General features: G+C 67.4%; 1 protein-coding gene. It reads right to left on the bottom strand.

Annotated features, from left to right (window positions below):
- Nucleotides 1-307: transposase (locus EU800_RS26380; RefSeq protein ID WP_165354871.1), on the bottom strand; the 307-nt coding region annotated here is incomplete at both ends.

The raw sequence follows: 307 nt of genomic DNA, 5'->3' as shown, positions 1-307 counted from the left end.
TAGCGCCGCATCACCGGCTCCAGAACCGCTTTCCAGCCGTCGGCGCTGTGGACGTTGCCGGGCCGCAAGGCGCAGCGCTCCAGCATGCCGAACTGGTTGAACACGAAGAGCGGGTGGTAGCAGGCGCTGCCGAAATGGCCGTTCCAGGCGGTGCCCTCCTGCGCACCGTGCGTCGGGCTGACCGAGCTGTCCATGTCTAGCACGATGTAATTTAGCCCCGTCCGGTCGAGGAAACGGTCGACCCACTGGCCGCCCAGATCGGCGACCGCCGCGCGGTTGCTGTCCGTCGCCAGACCCTCGGTCTCGA

Origin of the sequence: Tropicimonas sp. IMCC6043 (genome assembly GCF_004146235.1) — a bacterium.
Lineage (GTDB): Bacteria > Pseudomonadota > Alphaproteobacteria > Rhodobacterales > Rhodobacteraceae > Tropicimonas.
Note: the sequence above shows the minus strand (reverse complement) of the source record. Positions and strands in the feature narration are given on the sequence as shown.